Source organism: Streptomyces iconiensis, assembly GCF_028657195.3.
GTDB lineage: Bacteria > Actinomycetota > Actinomycetes > Streptomycetales > Streptomycetaceae > Streptomyces > Streptomyces iconiensis.
On sequence record NZ_JANCPR020000060.1, the window covers coordinates 40,107 to 58,120 of the forward strand.

17 protein-coding genes are annotated in these 18,014 nt (G+C 71.8%); 10 read left to right on the plus strand and 7 right to left on the minus strand.

What is annotated here, in order from left to right; genetic code table 11:
* Positions 1-79: 79 nt before the first annotated feature.
* From NMN56_RS37575 to NMN56_RS37600, 6 genes are all read left to right on the plus strand, one after another.
* Entirely contained in the window at positions 80-697 is a 618-nt protein-coding gene (locus NMN56_RS37575) for a hypothetical protein (RefSeq protein ID WP_274045099.1), read from the plus strand.
* Positions 697-1,245, plus strand: coding sequence for a hypothetical protein (locus NMN56_RS37580; RefSeq protein WP_274045098.1), 549 nt, complete (start codon positions 697-699; stop codon positions 1,243-1,245). The genes NMN56_RS37575 and NMN56_RS37580 overlap by 1 nt, the downstream gene beginning before the upstream one ends.
* 111 nt (positions 1,246-1,356) lie before the next feature.
* Positions 1,357-1,920 carry a hypothetical protein gene (locus NMN56_RS37585; RefSeq protein ID WP_430542818.1) on the plus strand — a complete coding sequence of 188 codons (564 nt, stop codon included), beginning with the start codon at positions 1,357-1,359 and terminating at the stop codon, positions 1,918-1,920.
* 17 nt (positions 1,921-1,937) lie between these two features.
* The gene (locus NMN56_RS37590; RefSeq protein ID WP_274045097.1) at positions 1,938-2,837 is read left to right on the plus strand and encodes a hypothetical protein; all 900 of its coding nucleotides are present in this window, start codon (positions 1,938-1,940) and stop codon (positions 2,835-2,837) included.
* A gap of 95 nt (positions 2,838-2,932) precedes the next feature.
* Entirely contained in the window at positions 2,933-4,234 is a 1,302-nt protein-coding gene (locus NMN56_RS37595; protein WP_430542819.1) for a lytic transglycosylase domain-containing protein, read from the plus strand.
* 177 nt (positions 4,235-4,411) lie between these two features.
* The gene (locus tag NMN56_RS37600) at positions 4,412-5,332 is read left to right on the plus strand and encodes a YceI family protein (RefSeq protein WP_274045096.1); all 921 of its coding nucleotides are present in this window, start codon (positions 4,412-4,414) and stop codon (positions 5,330-5,332) included.
* Between the two features lie 132 nt (positions 5,333-5,464).
* Here the strand turns inward: NMN56_RS37600 and NMN56_RS37605 are convergent, their stop codons facing one another.
* Complete coding sequence (locus NMN56_RS37605; protein WP_274045095.1) at positions 5,465-6,955, minus strand: carboxylesterase/lipase family protein; 1,491 nt, start codon at positions 6,953-6,955, stop codon at positions 5,465-5,467.
* 77 nt (positions 6,956-7,032) lie between these two features.
* Positions 7,033-7,947 (minus strand): MBL fold metallo-hydrolase, encoded by a 915-nt coding sequence (locus NMN56_RS37610; protein WP_274045094.1) that lies wholly within the window; start codon positions 7,945-7,947, stop codon positions 7,033-7,035.
* Positions 7,948-8,125: 178 nt separating this feature from the next.
* Between NMN56_RS37610 and NMN56_RS37615 the strand changes: the two genes are divergently transcribed.
* On the plus strand, positions 8,126-10,918 hold the full coding sequence (locus NMN56_RS37615; protein WP_283742550.1) for a helix-turn-helix transcriptional regulator: 2,793 nt from the start codon (positions 8,126-8,128) through the stop codon (positions 10,916-10,918).
* Between the two features lie 141 nt (positions 10,919-11,059).
* Here NMN56_RS37615 and NMN56_RS37620 read toward each other — a convergent pair whose 3' ends face one another.
* Both NMN56_RS37620 and NMN56_RS37625 read right to left on the minus strand, forming a co-directional pair.
* Positions 11,060-11,311 (minus strand): hypothetical protein, encoded by a 252-nt coding sequence (locus NMN56_RS37620; protein ID WP_274045092.1) that lies wholly within the window; start codon positions 11,309-11,311, stop codon positions 11,060-11,062.
* A complete protein-coding gene (locus NMN56_RS37625; RefSeq protein WP_274045091.1) occupies positions 11,308-11,442 on the minus strand; it encodes a hypothetical protein in 135 nt (44 codons plus the stop codon). Before NMN56_RS37625 ends, NMN56_RS37620 begins: the two co-directional genes overlap by 4 nt.
* Before the next feature lie 236 nt (positions 11,443-11,678).
* Here NMN56_RS37625 and NMN56_RS37630 point away from each other — a divergent pair, with 236 nt between their 5' ends.
* Positions 11,679-12,092: a TIGR03668 family PPOX class F420-dependent oxidoreductase gene (locus NMN56_RS37630; protein WP_274045089.1), complete on the plus strand. Its 414-nt coding sequence runs from the start codon at positions 11,679-11,681 to the stop codon at positions 12,090-12,092.
* Positions 12,093-12,113: 21 nt separating this feature from the next.
* Here NMN56_RS37630 and NMN56_RS37635 read toward each other — a convergent pair whose 3' ends face one another.
* A complete protein-coding gene (locus tag NMN56_RS37635) occupies positions 12,114-12,842 on the minus strand; it encodes an SDR family oxidoreductase (protein ID WP_274045088.1) in 729 nt (242 codons plus the stop codon).
* A 256-nt stretch (positions 12,843-13,098) separates the two neighbouring features.
* The gene (locus tag NMN56_RS37640) at positions 13,099-13,821 is read right to left on the minus strand and encodes a TetR/AcrR family transcriptional regulator (protein ID WP_274045087.1); all 723 of its coding nucleotides are present in this window, start codon (positions 13,819-13,821) and stop codon (positions 13,099-13,101) included.
* 62 nt (positions 13,822-13,883) lie between these two features.
* Here NMN56_RS37640 and NMN56_RS37645 point away from each other — a divergent pair, with 62 nt between their 5' ends.
* A complete protein-coding gene (locus NMN56_RS37645; protein WP_274045265.1) occupies positions 13,884-15,482 on the plus strand; it encodes an FAD-dependent oxidoreductase in 1,599 nt (532 codons plus the stop codon).
* Between the two features lie 662 nt (positions 15,483-16,144).
* Positions 16,145-16,666, plus strand: coding sequence for a nucleoside/nucleotide kinase family protein (locus NMN56_RS37650; RefSeq protein ID WP_274045086.1), 522 nt, complete (start codon positions 16,145-16,147; stop codon positions 16,664-16,666).
* Positions 16,667-16,757: 91 nt separating this feature from the next.
* Here the strand turns inward: NMN56_RS37650 and NMN56_RS37655 are convergent, their stop codons facing one another.
* Positions 16,758-17,789, minus strand: a complete 1,032-nt coding sequence (locus NMN56_RS37655; protein ID WP_274045085.1) for a cation diffusion facilitator family transporter — start codon at positions 17,787-17,789, stop codon at positions 16,758-16,760.
* Positions 17,790-18,014 lie beyond the last annotated feature (225 nt).

Genomic DNA, 18,014 nt, shown 5'->3' on the forward strand with positions numbered 1-18,014 from the left:
CCCGGTGCCGGGGCGGCAGTTGGAGCGGGGGAGAGAGGAGTCCGGATCGGACGGGACGAGGGCGGGGGAGCCCTCAGAGATGGAGCCCTCAGAGGCGGAGCCCTCAGAGGCGGAGTCCGGGCCGGACGAGCCCGGACAGGTGGAGCAGTCCCGCACGCCGCGCCGTGCGCCCGGTGCGTCCGGGGCGCCCCGCGCATCCGGCACGCTCTGGCTGGCCGGAGCGCTGGCCGCGGCTCTCCTCTTCGTCGCCTTCTCGGGCTGGATCCACTGGACGGCCCGTTCCGACAAGGACCTCGCCTACTCGCAGGCCAGGGACGAAGCGCTCGCGGCGGGCCGCACCCACATCGCGACCCTCAACTCCATTGACGCCAAAGGCATTCGGGCCGACATGAAGGACTGGCGCGAGGCCACCACGGGCCCGCTGCGCGACGAGCTGCGCCGTACGGAGAAGAAGAGCGCACGCACCCTCGCCGAACGGGGGACCAGCGCGCGTGCCCGTGTCACCGCAGCCGCGCTCACCAGCCTCGACGAGAGAGCGGGTACGGCCGCGCTCATCGCGACGGTACGGATCGAGGCCACGACCCGCGCGGGCGCCCCCGCCACGGACCGCAAGCGGTTCGAAGCGGGCCTGGAACGCACGCCCGACGGCTGGAAGCTGGTCTCCCTCGCTCCCGTACCGGTGGGGAAGGGGTCCTGATGACACTCACCGGCCTGCGCGGAAAGCTGAGGAGCCCGAGGGAGCATCTTCGGGCGCGTGCCCGCTGGTACGCGGTCGCCGTCCTGGTCGCCGCACTCCTGGGCGGCACCGCACTCCTCGTCGGCGCCGCGCGGCTGACCGGCAGCGAGGCGGCCAGGAACAAGGCGCTGACCGACACCGCCGCCACGAGCCGCGTCTCAGGAGAGGTGGGGGACGCGCTGGCCCGGATCTTCTCCTACACCCCGCAGGGCGTCGCCAAGACGGAACAGGACGCCAAGGGCGTGCTGGACGGCAGGGCGGCCCGCCAGTACGAGTCGCTGTTCGGCCAGGTGAGAGAGCGCGTGGCCGAACAGAAGCTGACGCTGGCCACCCGCGTGGTCAGCTCCGGCGTGACCCGGCTGCACGGCGACCGCGCCGAACTCCTCGTCTTCCTCGACCAGACCAGCACCCGCGAGGGCCGCAAGCCCAGCACCGCGGCGGCACAGCTCTCCGTCAGCGCGGAACGGCGGGACGGTGACTGGCTGATCGTCGGCATCAAGGCCAGATGACGAAGACGCGCGCCCCGTACGGAGCGTATGGAGGCGAGCAGCTCGGGCGGAACGAGTGGCACGGACGGACGAACGGCGGAACGTGCGCCGGTAGAGCGAGAGGAGACACGGGTGGAACGGGTGAGACGGGCCAACCCCGTACTGCTGGCGGCCATGGCGCTGGCCGTCGCCGCTGTGTGCTGTGCGGCGTGGGCGGGCTGGTCCTGGTACGGCGCTGCGCACGACGACTCTCTGGGGTACGCCACGACGCGGGACAAGGTGCTGGCCGCCGGTGAACAGTCCGTGCAGAACCTCAACACCCTGGACCACCGCAGGCTCAGCAGTGGACTCGAGGCCTGGGAGGAGTCGACCACGGGTGCGCTGCGCGGGCAGCTCAAGAAGGGGCGCGGCCAGTTCGAGAAGCAGATACGCGCGGCGAAGACCGTGACCTCGGCCAAGATCCTCTCCAGTGCCGTCGCCGAACTGGACGAACGGGCAGGGAAGGCGGGCGTCCTCGTCGCCGTCCGCACCACGGTCAGCGCGCCCAAGGAGAAGCCCGCGACCAAGCAGACCCGCATGCGCGGCGAACTCACCCGCACCGCCGACGGCTGGAAGCTCAGCGCGCTGGAACAGGTCCCGGTCGGCTACACGGCCCCCGACTCCGCCGACTCCGCCGACCCCGCCGACCGCGACTGAGCAGGAGGAAGGAACCCATGTCGACCACGCGTCACCTCCTCAACCGCCGGCGCAGAATGGCGGCTCAGCCCGGCGGGGCCGAGGAGACACCCGCCGAAAAGAGCGCCACGAAGACCGCGACCGCCGTACGCGAACGTGACCGCGAAGCCGGGCGCGACCGCGACCGCGGTCCCAAGTCCGGACGCGAACCTGGGCGCGAACCCGGACACGAACCTGGGCGTGATCGCGGGCCCGCACCCCGCACCGCCGCCACGAAGCCCGCGTCCACAAGAACGCCCTCCGCCAAGGCCGGGGCGGAGGCCGCGCCCGTGGCGGAACGTACGGCGCGGCGCGGCACCCCGCGGCGCCTGCTCGCGCTGTGTGCCGTGGTCACCGTCGCCTGCGGGGCGTTCGCCGCGTGGGGCGCGAACGAGGCGGGCGCTCTCCGGGATGGAGCGGCGGCACGCAACACGGCGCTGGCGGACGCGGGCCGTACCAGCGAGGTCAAGGGCGAGGTGACCAGCGCCGTCAACGCCCTCTTCTCGTACGACCACGCGGGCCCCGCCAAGAACGCACGCGCGGCGGAACGGCTGCTGACGGGGCGCGCGGTCAAGCAGCACCGCGCCCTTCTCGCGCAGGTGCGGGCCCAGGGCGGCAAGCAGCGGCTCGTGCTCACCACGACGGTCACCGACAGCGCCGTCGCCGCGCTGGAGGGCAACCGTGCCCGCGTACTCCTCTTCGCCGACCAGCACAGCGCCCGTACGGGCAAGTCGGCCCAGAAGGAGAGCAAGAGCGACAAGGGCACCAGGGGCAAGGGTGGTAAGAGCAGCGACAAGAACGCCGCCGCCGACGCCACCTACGCGGGCGCCATGCTCTCCGTCGACGCGGTGCACGAGGCCGGCACCTGGAAGATCGCCAACATCGACACCCTCAACTGATCCCATCGACACCCTCGACTGACCTCATCGACACCCACGACTGACCACGCTCAACTGACCACGCGGTCAGCCCAGTTGACGCGGGAGGACGGCACATGCCCAAGGAGCACCGGCGCGGCGGACGGCACACCCCGGCGCATACGCACCCGGCCGCGCCCATGGAACCCGGCCCGCCCGGGGCCGCGCCCACCGGAGGCCGGTCGCCGGCCCGCGTGCGCCTGCGGCGCGGCGCCGCGAGTACCGCGCTGGCGGCGCTCGCCGTCGCCGCGCTCACCGCCTCGCAGGCACCCGGTGCCGCGGGCGCCAAGGACGCGCGTAAGCCGTGGGCATCCGGGCTTGCCGACGTGCCGTACCAGTCGGGCACCCCCGACGACGGCTCGTACCACACCGAACTCCCGCCCCTGGCGACCCGCGAGAGCAACCTCGCTCCCCGCGTCCTGGACGCCAGGGTCAGGGCCGAGTCCGGGATACCCGCGACCGTCCTCAAGGCGTACAAGAACGCCGAGAAGTCGATGGCCGGAAGGTCACCCGGCTGCGGGCTGCCCTGGCAACTGCTCGCCGCGATCGGCAAGGTCGAGTCGGGCCAGGCGCGCGGCGGCGACGTGCGGGCCGACGGCACCACTCGGAAACCGATCCTCGGCCCCGTGCTCAACGGCGGCGGCTTCGCGCACATCAAGGACACCGACGGCGGCGCGTACGACGGGGACAGCACCTACGACCGCGCGGTGGGACCCATGCAGTTCATCCCCTCCACCTGGAAGGGCTGGGGAGCCGACGGCAACGGCGACGGCAAGAAGGACCCTCACAACATCCACGACGCCGCGCTCGCAGCCGGACGGTACCTGTGCGCCGGCGACCGCGATCTGTCCCGAAAGGCCGACCTGCGCCGGGCGATTCTCAGCTACAACCACTCCACGGCCTACCTGCGTACGGTCCTCGCCTGGCTCGACTTCTACCGCACCGGCGCCCACACCGTTCCGGACGGCGAGGGCGTGCTCCCCTCCAGCCCCGGCGCGGGCAGCGATCCGGAACCCGGAACCAAGAAGGGCGGCAAGGGCGGCAAGAGCGGCGGCAACAAGGCAGGAAAGACCCCCGGCAAGGGCGGGGGCGGCGGAAAGGGCGGCGGAGGAACGGGAAACGGGGACGGCAGCGGCGGCGGTGGCGGCACGCGCCCCGGCGGCGGGAAGCCGGGCCCAGGAGACCCGGGTCCCAAGCCCACCGACACCGTCTCACCAGGCCCGACCGACCCCGGTGACCCCACTCCCACGGACCCGCCGGACTGCCAGGACGACACCACCTCGCCCTCGCCGGACCCCACCGGGTCCGAGACCACCACACCGTCACCGTCCCCCAGCCCCGGTGACAGCGGCGCTCCGTGCGAGACCGGGAAAGAGTGAGAGGAGACCTGGTGAGGAAACGGCGAAGCGGCCACGCGTAACGCCCGGCCCGTTTGCCTGCCGAGGGCCTGGTGTGGATGAGTGTGGGGGTACGTACGTACGATCGGAATCGGCCATCGGGCCTCCACCCCCCACGCACACATCAGAGCAGCAAGCCAGGAAGTAGGGCGAACACATATGGGCCTCGGGTCGTTCCTGAGGAGGAAGCCGCGAACCGCAGCAAACGGAGCCAACGGGGGCTGGTCGACCGTCGGACTGCCGGAGGGCGCGGGTGTCCTGAGCGTCGAGATCTCCGATCCGCTGGGCAACCCGCTCCCCGGCGCCGACATCACCCTGACCGACGCGGCCAACGGCAGACGCGTCGTCAAGGCCACCACCGACCCGTACGGCCGCGTCACGGCAGCCCTTCCGCACGGCCGTTACGCGCTCATGGCCACCGTGGAGGGCCTCCAGCCCGTGCACCGCACGATCGAGGTCGTTGCCGGTGTGCACCCCCAGCCCGAACGTGTCCGCATGGAGGCCGGACAACAGCCCACGCTGCCCCAGCCGGGAGTGTGGATGTTCGACCCGCCCCACACCGCGATCCGCTTCGTGGCCCGGCACGTGGGCATGGCCAACGTGCACGGCCGCTTCACCCGCTTCGACGGCGGCATACGCGTCGGTGAGCGCGTCGAGGACTCGTACATCGAGATCACCATCGACGCCGCCAGTATCGACACGGGCAACAAGTCCCGTGACGAGCACCTGCGTTCGGCCGACTTCCTCGACGTCGAGCGCTACCCGTACCTCCACTTCGTCAGCAACAGGCTCACCCACCGCACCGGCACCAAGTGGACCCTCCAGGGCACCCTGACCCTCCACGGCGTCAGCCGCACCCTGAACCTGGAGACCACCTACCTCGGCGCCGTCAACGGCGGCTACGCCGAAGAACTCCGCTGCGCCGCCCTCGCCACGGCCGAACTCCACCGCGAGGACTACACCCTCAACTGGCGCAATATGCTCGCTCGCGGCATCGCCATCGTCGGCCCCACCGTCAAGCTCGAACTCGACATCCAGGCGATGTACCGCAACGAGGGCACCCCCACCCCGCCCGAGTAACCCCCGGCCGGCGGGGATTCCAGGACGCAAGCGGGCCGGTGAGGCAGTCGGGACTGCCACCGGCCTGCCGCATCGCCCGACGCCTCGCGGGGAGGTGTGTGCTGGGAAGAGTTGGAAGAGAGGGTCGGCGGGTCAGTGCCAGACCTGTCGTTCCTGGCTGCGGGGGTCGTCGACCCGGGTCCACTCGGCGTCGATGCGCATCGTGGCCCGGCGCATGCCGTCGTACGGTTCCCAGCCGGGGTCGCCGGTCCTGGCGAACCTGACCCATGCACCGTGCATACGGGCGGCGAGATCCGCGGGGGTCCCGTCGGGGCCGAGCAGGGCGGATGGTCCGTGCAGCCGCGGAAGCTGGGCGGCATCGAAGACGAAAGGCAGCTCGACCGCGTGGGTGGCGCCGAGCTGCCCGTCCAGGGCAGGGGAGCGCCAGGCGAACTCGTAGGCGTAGGTGGCGGATTCGCCGTGGGCGGCATGTGCGCCGGCCAGCGCCCAGCTGCCCGCGCCGAACAGTGCGTCGCCCAGGATGGCGGAGCGCAGCTCGCCGGAGGAAGCGCCGGGGCGTGCCTTCCGGTACGTCTCGACGAGCCGCGCCGGCTCCGGGTGCGAGCGCGCCGCCACCTCGTCGACGTCCCCGTCGGTCGAGGTGGCGTACTTGTCCACGGGGGCCAGGTAGAGGTTTCCCTCCTCGGTGTTGGTCCCGATGAGCAGGTCGATGTCGTGGCTGAGGCCGGCGGCGACGGACGCGGCGGGCTGCGTGTCGAGGACCAGGCTGAAGGGGCTGAGTCCGACCAGCGGGTCGTGGTGCGTCCCGGTCCGCAGGTCGATGCCCGCGAGTTGGTTGGCGGCCTCGACCAGGCGGTCGTCGGAGAGGTCGGCGAAGGCGTCTGCCTGGGGTTCGATACCCAGCGCCCCGGCCGCTGCCCGGGTGACGCGGGCGGCCTGCTCGGTGCTGAACGCTCCCTGGCCGCTGCCGCTTTGCACGATCGCCCGGCGGACGAGGCCGGCGGCTTCGGGGGTGGCGAGGACGCCGCCGACGATGGTCGCCCCGGCCGACTGGCCGAAGAGGGTGACGTTGTGCGGGTCACCGCCGAACGCGGCGATGTTCTCCCGCACCCAGCGCAGCGCGGCGACGACATCGAGCAGCCCGCGGTTGGGCGGCGTACCGGGGATGTCGAGGAACCCGGCGATGCCCAGCCGGTAGTTGAGGGTGACGAGGACGACGCCGTCGCGGGCGAAACCTGAGCCGTCGTACAGCGCTGACCGCGTCGATCCGGCGACGAATCCGCCGCCGTGTACGAACACCATGACGGGCAGGTCGCCGCTCGGGGCTGCGGGCGTCCAGACGCCGGCGGTGAGGTAGTCCTCGCCGCGGCTCCAACCCGGGCCGAAGTAGGGGGACATGTCGACGCTGCCGAGCTTGCGCTCGGACTGCGGCGCGTTGGGCCCCGGCGCGGTGGCGTCCCGTACGCCGTTCCACGGCTCGTGCGGCTGGGGTGGCGCGAACCGGCCGGCGCCGCGGGGCGGGGCGGCGTAGGGAATGTTGAGGAAAGCGGTGGTGTCGCCCTGGCGCAGGCCGCGGACGGCTCCCTGCGCCGTGGTCACGACGGGGTCGGGGTGGTGGCTCATGTCTCGTGTCTTTTCCGTGGACTCGGACGTGTTCGGCGTACGGGGCAACCTGCTCGGTGTACGGGGCACAGCGGGACTCAGACCTGCTCGGCGTACGGGGCGAAGGGTGCCCAGCCCTTGATGGCGAACCTGTCGCCCTCGCGTGCCACTTCGGCGGCACCGTGGCCGCCCAGATGCGCGGGGATCACGAGCGCGTTGTTGTCGGCCGCCCAGCCCAGCACCTTGCGGCGGGTGGCGCGGGCGCCCGCGGGGTCCTCGCAGAAGCAGCTGTTGGCGTCGGGTTCGAGGATCTGCACGGGGTTGTGCAGCATGTCGCCGACGAACACCGCGCGGTCCGTCCCTGAGGTGAGGGTCAGTACGGACGAGCCGGGCGTGTGTCCGGGAGCCGCGTCGAGGCGGAGGCCGGCGTCGATCTGGTGGCTGTTCTCCCACAGCAGCGTCTGGCCGGCCTTGTGCACCGGTGCCACGCTGTCCTCGAAGACATTCTGATTGCCGCGACCGAGCAGCGGTTTGTGGTCGTTCTCGGGATTCCAGAAGTCGAAGTCGTCCTTCGGCATCAGATAGGTGGCGTTGGGGAAAGTGGGAACCCACTGCCGGCCGTCCAGATACGTGTTCCAGCCGACGTGATCGATGTGGAGATGTGTGTTGATCACGATGTCCACGTCCTCGGGCGCGACCCCGGCGCGCGCGAGATTGGCCAGGAAACCGGTTTCGAGGCGGTTCCAGACCGGCGCGTACGGGCGGTCCTTGTGGTTGCCCACGCCGGTGTCGACCAGGATGGTCCTGCCTCCGCTGCGCAGCAGCCAGGTCTGGATCGCGGAATTGACGACATGGGTCTCGGAATCGAAGAAGTGCGGGGCAAGCCAGGAGGAGCCGCCGTTCCACACTTCCTTCGTGCTTTCGGGGAAGAAGGTGTTGGTCGTCATGTCGACGGAACCGAAGTACTCCCATACCCGGGTGACCGTGGTGTTTCCGAGCGTGATGGTTTCCATGGAATGTCCTTGGGACAGGGGAAGATTTCCCTGAACCGTACGAGCGGCCTCGGCGCGCGCGGTATCCGTAAGGTGACTGCACCTGTGCGCACGGTCCGGCGCGAAGCCGGGCCGCTTGTAGCCTGGAGCGGCCAGGACAAGGCAACTCCGATCGAAAGCCGCAATTCCGGGAGACTCCGTGGACGAGCACACAGGCGACCGCGGTGCGGGCAGGGAAGCGGAGCCGGACCACCCGGGGGAGCCGATCGTCGGCCGGGAAACGGAGTTGGCACGCCTCTTCCGCGCGGTGGACCCGATGCCGGCCGACCCGGTGCTGATGCTGGCCGGCGAGGTGGGCTCGGGCAAGAGCGCGCTGCTGGAACACGCGGTACGCCGGGCCGCAGCAGGCGGTGCCCGCGTACTGCGCGCCGAGGGGCGCGAGTCGGAGTCGAGCCTGGCGTACTCCGCACTGCACCAGCTGCTGCGGCCGGTGCCGGCCGAGGTGGACGCGCTGCCGGAGAGGCAGCGCGCCGCGCTGCGGGACGCCTTCGGCGAGGGCCCGTCCGCTTCGGGACCCGACCTCATGCTGGTCGGGGTCGCCGTCCTGAGCCTGCTGTCGGACATGGGCGAGCACCAACCCATGCTCGTGGTGCTGGACGACGCGCAGTGGTTCGACCGTGCTTCCCTGGACGCGCTGTCCTTCGTCGCCCGACGGTTGGAAGGCGAACCCGTCACGATGCTGGTCGGGGCCCGCGGCGGCGATCACGTTCCGGGATTCGACCGGAACGTGCCGACGCTCACCCTGGAACCGCTCGACAACGCCGCGGCCGGTCAACTGCTGGACCTGCAACCGGAGAGCCCCACAGGACGCACCAGGTCGCGCATCCTCGACCAGGCGGGCGGCAACCCGCTGGCGCTGGTCGAACTGGCGAGGACGGCATCGGCACAGGACCCGCCGGCGGGGCTGCCGGCCGCGGGCCCGCTTCCCGTCGCCGACCACCTGGAGCGCATCTTCGCCGCCCGCCTGAGCAGCCTCCCCGCCTCCACCACGAGGGCTCTGCTGCTCCTGGCCGCCATGGACAGCGCCGACTCCGCGATCGCCGTCCCTGCGGGGCTGCCGCCCGCCGAGGACCCGGCCTGGCTGCCGGCCCGGCAGTCCGGGCTGGTCCGGCGGACCGGCCCGGACATCCGGTTCCGTCACCCGCTGGTCAGGTCCGCCGTGTATCACGCCGCGTCCTGGGGCGCCCAGCGCGAGGCGCACCTCGCGCTCGCCGAAACGCTGCGGGACGAACCCGACAGGCGCGCCTGGCACCTTGCCGCCGCCTGCGCGCACCCGGACGCGGCCGTGTCGGCGGAGCTGGAGCGGACCGCGGGACGGGCCCGCCGCCGCGGCGGCCATGCGGCGGCGGCCCAGGCCCTGCGGCGTGCGGCGGATCTCGCACCGCTGCGCGAGGACAGCGCCCGGCTGCTGGTCGAAGCCGCCGCCGCGGCCGTGTTCACCGGAGACATCGCCTGGGTCGAGGAGTTGGTCGCCGCGGCACGCACGCGCACGGATGACGTGGCCCTGCTGGCCACCGCCGCCGTACAGGCGGGACGGCTGGCGGTCCTGACCGTGCGCCACACCGTGGTCTTCTCCCGACTGGCCGCCGCCGCCGAGCAGTTGGCGGCCTCCCGGCCCGCCGCCGCGCTGGACCTCCTGAGCGGCGCCGCCGTGGTCCGCTTCTACTCCGGGGAGGACACCCAGCGCCACCGCATACAGGAGGTCCTACGGCGCCTCCCCGCGAACGCCTCGTACGCGGGCTTGCGCACCTGGGTGGCGACCGTCTCGGACCCCTTCGACGGCCGGGCCCGACTCGTCTCCTCGCTGCCGCGGTTGGCCGCGGAGGCGGAAGACCGGCCGGAGCGGCTCACCGCCGTCGGGATCATGGCGTGGCTTCTGGACGAGACGCCACAGGCCGTCCGCGCCTTCGACGAAGCCTTCGACCGCTGGGAAGCGCAGGGAGCCTTGCCCGAAGGGCTGGGCGGCGCGGTCGCCTGGGCCTATGTGGAGCGAGGACGGTGGGAACAGGCCCGTGCGGCCTGCGCCCGCGTCACCGCTGTCGGCCGGGCGGCCGGCCTCGACCACGCCGTGGCGTGTGCGGCCACGGTGGAAGCCACCGTGCTGGCCTTCCAGGGCGACGCGTCCTCGGCCAGGACCCGGGCCGAGGACGCGCTCACACAGGTCGATCCGCTGGAGAGCCGCTCGGTCGCCGTCTACGCCCGCCGTGCGCTCGGTGCCGCGGCAGCCGCTGAAGGCGCCTACGAGACCGCGTACGACCAACTCCGCATGCTCTTCACGGCGGACGGTACGCCCACGCATTACCACGCCTGCTACCCGGCCCTCGCGGATCTGGCCGCCGCCGCCGTGCGCTGCGGACGCCGCGAGGAGGCCGTCGCGATCGTCGAGCGCTCGGCGTCCGCACTGGCGGACAACGCTTCACCTCGTCTGCGTGCGCTGATCAGCCGGGCCCGTGGCCTTCTGGCCGACCCCGAGGACGCCGAACCGCACTTCCGGGCTGCTCTGGCGGACCCGGTACTTGAGTACTGGCCCTTCGAACGGGCACAGACCCTGCTCGACCTCGCCGAATGGCTGCGCCGCCGGCGGCGCGTCGCCGAGGCGCGAGGGCCGCTCACCGAGGCACTGGAGGTCTTCCGCCGCCTGGGAGCGCGCCCGTGGATCGAGCGGGCCAGGGCCGAATCGCGCGCCGCCGGTCTCGACGTCACGGACGCGGCCCCCGACGCGCTCGCCGGACTCTCCCCGCAACAGCAGCAGATCGTCCGGCTCGCCGCCCGCGGGCTGACCAACCGTGAGATCGGCGAGAAGCTCTTCCTCTCCCCGCGCACCGTCAGCTCGCACCTCTACCGCAGCTTCCCCAAGCTGGGCATCACCGCCCGCTCCCAACTGCGCGACCTCATCGAGGGAACCCTCGCGACGGCGGCCCACCAGGAGTAGGGCCCCGTCGCAGGTTCTCCCCGCCGCCCTCCCCCGCACGGCGCTGCCACCGAGCACCGGCCCGGCCACGGCCCACGTAACCATCAGCCCCACCCGGCACCGCACCGGCCGCACGGAACAGCACGGGCACGGTCGCCCGGCTCACGCGCCGGTGCCCGCCCCTGGGTCGGGGGCCAGGTGCAGGCCGGCTCGCTCGCAGAAGTCCTGGAGGGTGATCTCGCGGTCCTGCATGCTCAGACGGCCGAATCGGGTGGCCGGCTCGTCGGCGTCGTGCGGGGTGACGGTGCCGACTCCGAACCGGTAGCGCAGGTGGAGCAGTTGGCCGTCGGAGGTCCAGGCGTCCCACGTGAGGGGTGCGGCTGAGCTGGTCTGTACGACGCGTACGAGCTTCACGGCCGGTCCTCCTTCTCGGTGCGCGGTCCGCCGCCCCCGCGGGAGCGGAGTTCGGCGGGTGTGCGTTCTTCCCAGGTGACCTTGGGGGCGCGGCAGCGCGGGGCGTAGGCGGGAGCGGAGGCGTTTGGCATCTCCCGGATGTTCCCACACGGGTCCCCCGCACCCGCGCGGAGGCGGATGCGGACATGAACGGAGCCCAACCTCGGCCGGCCCCGGCCGAGGGGCCCACACCCGACGGTCTGCGGTCCCGGTCCGGCGGTACCCGGGACTGCGGTCCTCGGTCCGGCGGCTCTCACGGCGAGTGCCCCGCGTGCCGGGCGGGCCGTGTCGCTGGTACGGGGCGGCGGAGCACGGATAGCTTCGGCCCATGCAGATGACCGAGGGGGAGGCGCGGCGGCGGTTCGCGGCGGCGCGTGTGCTGCGCCTCGCGACCGTCGGAAGCGGTGGTACGCCGCATGTCGTCCCGGCGACGTTCGCCGTGTCCGCCGATTCGGTGGCCGTCGCCGTGGACCACAAACCCAAGCGGCACACACGCCTCCAACGGCTCCGCAACATCGAGGCCAACCCCCACGTCGCGCTCCTCGTCGACCACTACAGCGACGACTGGGCCCGGCTGTGGTGGGTACGGGCCGACGGCGAGGCGCGGGTGCGGACGAACGAGGAAGTGGTGGGCCTGGTCGACCAGTTGGCCGCCAAGTACCCGCAGTACCAGCGGATCCGGCCCGCCGGCCCCGTCATCGAGATCACCGTGCGACGGTGGAGCGGCTGGCAGGCGGCGTAGGCCCCACGGTCACGAGTGCGCTCAGACCTGCTCGAAGTGGAACGCCTTGATGAAGCAGTCGCGGGGCTGGGAGACCGCGAACTGCACACATTCCACGAGCGACTGCGCGGTGAGCGGGCTCTCGGCGTTCCGTGGGGTGGAGTTCCATTCCTCGGACAGCGGGGCGGCGTTGTCGAAGTCGGGCGGGTAGAGCGAGATGACCCGGACCCCCTGGGCGCGCAGGCGCTTGGAGAGGATCTCCGAGAACCCCGCCTGGGCGCTCTTGGCAGCGTAGAAGGCGTCGTGAGCCTCGGAACGGTGGTGCCCGGCCGTGCCGCACGCGGAGACCAGTGTCACCACGTCCGGCTTGTCGGAGGCGAGCAGGAGGGGGAGAAAGTTCTTCACGGTCAGCACCGTGCCCGTCGCGCCGGAGGCGAGGGTGTCCGCGATCTCTTCGTCGGAGGCCGCCAGGAGATCCGGCCCGTCGAGGTAGCGGGAGCCGTTGTTGATCAGGATGTCGATGTGCTCGGTATGGCGGGCGACCCCGGCGGCGAAGTCGCGGATCGAGGCCGGGTCCGTCAGATCGCAGGCGAAGGCGTGGACCCGTTCCGAGCCCCGTGCGCGGATCTCGTCGCGGACACGTTCGGCGGCAGCGACACCGCGGGCGGAGAGGAAGACCTCTGCGCCGAGGTCGGCGAACCGGATCGCCAGGGTGCGGCCGAAGTCACGCCCGGCAGCCGTGATGACCACACGGTGGTTGTCGAACCTCATCGTGCTGCTCCTCCTCCTTCGTCAGCGGGCAACGGACGGCCACGCACCGAGGGGCACGCCAACGGGCCGTAAGCGGAAGGGCGTTCGCACGCCGTACGGCACGGAGGGCACACGGGGTGTGTGTTCGGGACGCCTGGCATGCCCGCAACTCTACGATCACGGCCCGGCACCGGCGCGACGCGCCACCTGCCGCGCCTGTGCCACCGACCTGCCGCACCCATGCCTCGGGGCCCCGGCACGCTCCATACGAGAGGCGTTAGCGGTGTGCGAGGCCGTCGATCATCAGGCTGAGGGTGAAGTCGAACCGGTCGTGGCCCTTGCCTGCGGTGAGTTCGGCGGCATGGCGGGTGGTGTGGGGGAAGGTCTCGGCGGGCAGCGCGGTCAGGCGGCGCTGGAGTTCGTCGGTGTCGACGACCCAGTCCGCCTCGTCGTGGACCTTGCGCTGGTCCAGGACGGAGATCTCCAGGCAGTAGGCGGCCACGTACAGCAACAGCGCGTCGATGGCCCAGGAGGCGGACTGCGGGGCGACGCCTCCGGCGAGCAGGATCGCCAGCATTCCTTCGCTGACGCGCAGGATTTCGGGGTCGGTGGGAGCCATGGCGAGCGCGGCGCGGGAGATTCCGGGGTACTTCAGGTACTGGTCGCGCATCTGGACGCACATGCCGCTGACCTGCTCGCGCCAGGCCGCGGGTTCGGGCTCGGGGAGTCGCAGCTCGGCGCACAGCCGCCCGATGAGCAGCTCGTCGAGGTCGGCCTTGTTGACCACGTGGGCGTAGAGCGAGGCGGGCCCGGTGTCGAGCGCGCCGGCCAGCCGGCGCATGGTCAGTGCCTCGTAACCCTCTGTGGCGATGACGCCCAGCGCGGTGTCGACGACCTGTTCCACGGTGATCGGGGCCTTGCGGCGCCGCGGCCTGGGGGTGGCTTCGGCTTCGGGGTTCGGCGGCCGGTGGCGTGCCGCGCGTCGCTCTCTCGGATTCACCGGACCACTATAACTTGACGCGAACGCTGTTCGTACGTAGAACGGTGTTCGTGAACAGGGATATGGAACAGGCAGTGGACGTGACCGTGGTCGGAGCCGGCCCCGTGGGCCTCGTGCTCGCCGCCGAGCTGGCGCTCTCCGGGGTGGCGGTGCAGGTGCTGGAGCGCAGGGCCGAGCCGGACGAGGGAATGAAGGCGGGGGCGATCAACGTGCCGACGGCCGAGGCGCTGGACCGCCGCGGCCTGCTGCCTGCCGCCGAAAAGGTGCAGCGAGAGGTCCTGGAGCGGGTGGGGTCGTTCGCGCCCAAGGCCGACGACGGGCGGCCCGGCGGCGACAGGCGGGCACAGGAGCCGCGGTTCACCGGGCACTTCGCCGGAATGGTCCTCGACGCCGACCTCGTGGACTGGGCCGACGCCGACCTCGCCGCGCACACCGCCGGCGCCGGGGCCAGGATGGTGCCGCAGCGTGAGCTGGAGGCGCTGCTGGCCGGCCATGTCGCGCGGCTCGGCGTACCGGTGCGCCGCGGGGTGGAGGTCACCGCGCTCGAAGACACCGGCGACGGCGTGCTCGTCGGGACCACCGCCGGCACGGTGCGCACCGGATGGCTGGTCGGATGCGACGGCGGGCACAGCACCGTACGCCGCCTCGCGGGCATCGACTTCCCCGGTACCGATCCCGAACTCACAGGGCACCTGGCGGTCGCCGACCTGGACGACCCTTCGGTGCTCGTGAACGGTTGGGCGTGGTCGCCCGAGGGCGCTTACCGTTACGGGCCACAACCGGGCCGGGTGGTCACCGTGGAGTTCGGCGCTCCCACCCACCACTCCGACCCCCGGCTCCGCCCGCGCGGTGGGACCCCCCAACCGCCGGTCACCGCTGAGGAGTTGCAGACCAGCCTGCGCCGGGTCTCGGGCACCGACATCACGGTGACCGGACTGCGCGGCGCCGCGACCCGCTGGAGCGACAACGCCCGCCAGGCCGCGAACTACCGGTCGGGACGGGTGCTGCTGGCCGGCGACGCGGCGCACGTGCACTCGCCGTTCGGCGGCCAGGGACTCAACCTCGGGGTCGGCGACGCGATGAACGTCGGCTGGAAGCTCGGTGCCGTGGTCGCCGGATGGGCACCCGAAGGGCTGCTCGACACCTACGACGCCGAACGTCGCCCCATCGGCGCCTGGGTACTGGACTGGACGCGGGCCCAGATCGGGGTGATGCGCGGGGACGCCAAGTCGGCCGCGCTCCGCGAAGTCGTCGCCGATCTGCTGAGCACCCGGGACGGCACGACGTACGCGGTCAAGAAGATCTCCGGTGTCACACAGCACATCGACCTGCCCGGCGACCACCCGCTGACCGGCCGCTTCGTCCCCGACCTATGGCTGAAGGACGGCTCCCGGCTGGCCGACCACGGCCACGACGGCGGATTCCTCCTGCTCGACCGCACCCCCGACGGCACCTTCACCCGCCTGGCCACGGCCTGGACCGGTCGAGTGCACAGCGTGCCCGACGCCCCCGCGACACCGGCCGGAGTACTGGTACGCCCGGACGGCGTGGTCGCCTGGGCCTCCGACGTGCCCGACACGACGGCCACCGTCACCACCCTCGAAGCCGCCCTGCGCCGCTGGGCCGGCCCCCCGCCCCCCTCACCCGGCACAAGCCATTGAACGGACCCGCTGTCCGCACCGCGCCCCCCGTAGGCGTGCCGCGGGCCGACGCACCGGCGACATCCAGGTGAAGGCCGCGGAAGGGACCGCTCCCCGGGCCACGGAGACGCGGAGACACGGACTCCACGGCCGCGAACACGCAGCCTCGCGGGAACACGGACTTTGCGGGAGATCGGACTCGCGGGCACGGAGACACCGACTCAACGGGCCCGAGGAGAACCCCGGCACGGCCTGGCATGTCGCACGTACGCCCAGGCGTGCGACGGGTGACGCCTGGGCGTACGTGGGGCCGGTCCGTGGCCGCTCAGCGACGGACTCGGCCCCATACCCCCCCACTGTCCCGGGGTCCGAGGCGTGCCCCGGGGGTGATGCTCCAGAGTGCCCAAGCCCGGCCGCCGCCAGCAGGGGCCGAACGGCCCTGTCTGATGAGTCAGAAGTCCACGGCACGTCTCCATCCCCCAACTCCCTTGCCCCGCGACTCCCTTGGGGGCACACTCGGGCACCCGGACACCGACACGATGTTCGCCGAACCGACGGCGCTCGGTACTGGCGGCGACCGGTTGCTCCGGGGGCCCACGACGAAGACACTGGTGCACCGTGCCGCGGGCGTCGCGCAGCCCTTGTTTCACGTTCATGCCCGAGCAGCGCTAGCGTCGGGCCTCATGATCGTATGGCTCAACGGCACCCACGGTGCAGGCAAGACGACGACCGCTGCGCTCGTGCAGCAACTGCTCCCGGATTCACGGGTGTTCGACGCCGAGAAGGTCGGCGAGACACTCATGGACATCACGCCGGGGCTGCCCTGGACGGGCAACTTCCAGGACTGGCCGCCGTGGCGTCCTCTCGTGGTCGAGACCGCCCGCAGGGTACTCGACTACACCGGCGGCACCCTGGTGATGCCCATGACCGTCCTGGTAGAGCAGTACTGGCGCGAGATCAGCACGGGCCTGGCCCAACACGCCATACCCGTACGGCACTTCGTCCTCCACGGCGACCAGGACACCCTCCGCGGACGCATCGAGGGGGACACTCTTCTCGGCCCTTCCCCGTTCCGCCTCACATACCTTGAGCCCTACGCCGAGGCCGCCCGCACGTGGCTGCACCGGGAGGCCGAGGTCGTCGACACCACGCACCTCACGCCCGCCCAGGCAGCCGAGCAGATCGCGGAGTCCGTCAAGAGCTGAGGCCCACCAGCCAGCGCTCCCCTTCGAGCGGGAGGCCGTACGGCGCCGCCCGCGTCCCAGATCAGGGCATTGCGGGCCAGGGCGTTGGGGGTCAGTGGTCGTGCGGGCCGTCGTGGTGTACGGGGCCGTGCGCTGTTGCGCAGTGCGGGGCGCCTGCGAGGGCGGGGGTGTTCAGGGTGTCGAGGGGGACGGCGTGGTCGATCTGGAGCGTCGAGTGCGTGAGTCCGTACTCGGCGCTCAGCATCCGGTCCAGCTCACGCCGCACCCGGTGGCAGTCGCCGCCCGGCTCGACGAGTACGTGTGCGGAGAGCGCGGGCTCGCCGGAGGTGATCGTCCATATGTGCAGGTCGTGGACCTCGGTCACGGACTCGGAAGCAGCGAGCTTGTCCCCGACGGCGTCGGGGTCGAGCCCGACGGGCGCCGCCTCAAGGAAGATCCGGCCCGAGTCGCGCAGCAGCCCGTACCCCGCCTTGAACATCAGCGCCACCACCATCAGTGTCGCGATGGCGTCGGCCCGCGCGAACCCGGTCAGCAGCACGACGAGGCCCGCGATGGCGGTGCCGATGAAGGCGAACAGGTCATTGAGGATGTGCTGGTAGGCGCCCTCGACGTTGAGCGAGGAACGGTTGGCCTTCGAGAGGCACCAGGTGGCGACGAGGTTCACGACGATCCCGGCGAGCGCGGTGACCAGGACCATCCAGCCCGTCACCTCGGGCGGGTCGATCAGCCTGCGCACGCCCTCATACCCGAGCCACGCCCCGGCCAGTATCAGCGTCAGCCCGTTGGCCTGCGCGGAGAGGATCTCGGCGCGCTTGAGCCCAAAGGTGTAGCCGCCGCGTGCCGGCCGCGCCGACAGCCGCATCGCGACCAGCGCCAGCACGATGGACACCGCGTCCGTCAGCATGTGCGCCGCGTCCGAGAGCAGCGCCAGCGAGCCGGCCATCACCGCGATCACGGATTCGACCACGATGAAGACGGTGATCATCGCAAGCGCCAACGACAGCCATTTGCGGTCGGCGTCGGCCGAAACCCCGTGCGTATGCCCCCCATGACCGTGACCGTGCTTGTGCTCGTCGTGCCCCTGCCCGTCCCGCTCCTGCCCGTGCCCGCGCGCTGCGCTCACCACTGTCCTCCCCACTGGAACCGCCCTGACGGCGACCAACTGGAGGCAGTGAAGCGCACAAAGACCAAAAGGTGCAAAGGCTGCACCGGTGACCGTTGTCAATACCGATAACACCCCCCTGACCTGCACCTTTACCCCGACCAAGGAGGCCCCCAAGCGGCCCGGGAAACTACGCGCCAAGCCACACAGCCCCCGCACCCCGCGACCAACGACCAGGGGCACCCC

Bases quoted from the DNA above. Each gene is read 5' to 3' on its own strand.
- NMN56_RS37590 (WP_274045097.1), top strand. From the start codon at position 1,938: ATGTCGACCACGCGTCACCTCCTCAACCGCCGGCGCAGAATGGCGGCT.
- NMN56_RS37610 (WP_274045094.1), bottom strand. From the start codon at position 7,947: ATGGAAACCATCACGCTCGGAAACACCACGGTCACCCGGGTATGGGAG.
- NMN56_RS37635 (WP_274045088.1), bottom strand. From the start codon at position 12,842: ATGAGGTTCGACAACCACCGTGTGGTCATCACGGCTGCCGGGCGTGAC.
- NMN56_RS37650 (WP_274045086.1), top strand. From the start codon at position 16,145: ATGATCGTATGGCTCAACGGCACCCACGGTGCAGGCAAGACGACGACC.
- NMN56_RS37605 (WP_274045095.1), bottom strand. From the start codon at position 6,955: ATGAGCCACCACCCCGACCCCGTCGTGACCACGGCGCAGGGAGCCGTC.
- NMN56_RS37645 (WP_274045265.1), top strand. From the start codon at position 13,884: ATGGAACAGGCAGTGGACGTGACCGTGGTCGGAGCCGGCCCCGTGGGC.
- NMN56_RS37625 (WP_274045091.1), bottom strand. From the start codon at position 11,442: ATGCCAAACGCCTCCGCTCCCGCCTACGCCCCGCGCTGCCGCGCCCCC.
- NMN56_RS37600 (WP_274045096.1), top strand. From the start codon at position 4,412: ATGGGCCTCGGGTCGTTCCTGAGGAGGAAGCCGCGAACCGCAGCAAAC.
- NMN56_RS37595 (WP_430542819.1), top strand. From the start codon at position 2,933: ATGCCCAAGGAGCACCGGCGCGGCGGACGGCACACCCCGGCGCATACG.
- NMN56_RS37580 (WP_274045098.1), top strand. From the start codon at position 697: ATGACACTCACCGGCCTGCGCGGAAAGCTGAGGAGCCCGAGGGAGCAT.
- NMN56_RS37630 (WP_274045089.1), top strand. From the start codon at position 11,679: ATGCAGATGACCGAGGGGGAGGCGCGGCGGCGGTTCGCGGCGGCGCGT.
- NMN56_RS37575 (WP_274045099.1), top strand. From the start codon at position 80: ATGGAGCCCTCAGAGGCGGAGCCCTCAGAGGCGGAGTCCGGGCCGGAC.